Here is a 604-nt window from a genome sequence, read left to right on the forward strand (position 1 = left end):
GATCAATTTTTAGATCAAAATCGTGTGTCAGTCACATCTCTTCGGGATTTTAAGAAAACGGCACGTGATTTAATTGAGCAATGTAAAATAAAGAGTATCATTCATCCATTATTAGCAGACCATGTTTTTCGTGAAGCTGATAGATTTCTTGAAATAATTGATATGTTCGATGCTCATCTTACAAATATTAAATCACAATCTAGATAGTAGAAGATAAGGAAAGATACTATTTGGATTTAAGCTGAGAAGTTAACAATTTATTGTTAGCTTCTTTTCTATTGTTTTTAGCAACGAAGAAATTGCTTATTGTAGATTTAACAGAAAGTCGTACCATGAGGGGCTTTTTCAAGAAAATATTGCTGTAGCAAGTTTCTTGAAAACTTTTAATCGGACTTTATTGTGAAATTTGTACACTAATCCACAATAATTACTCTGTTTTTGTTCAAACTTTATTCAAAATGAATTCTTTTCGGTTCTCACTAAAGAAGGATTTTTAAAACATGTCTAATCAAACTTTATCCAAATGTTACAGTAGTACCATTAAAACCACTAAAATCATTAAAACCATCAAAACAATTAGAGCAACCGCCGCAACCACCGCAAC

The 604-nt window shown here is 30.8% G+C and carries 1 protein-coding gene; it reads left to right on the forward strand.

All coding sequences use genetic code 11. The features are described from left to right. Positions 1 to 207 (forward strand): DUF2935 domain-containing protein (locus tag KI356_RS27660; RefSeq protein WP_212937059.1); only part of this gene is annotated, 207 nt, incomplete at its 5' end. Between the last annotated feature and the right edge of the window lie 397 nt (positions 208 to 604).

Source organism: Bacillus hominis (assembly GCF_018332515.1).
Lineage (GTDB): Bacteria > Bacillota > Bacilli > Bacillales > Bacillaceae_G > Bacillus_A > Bacillus_A hominis.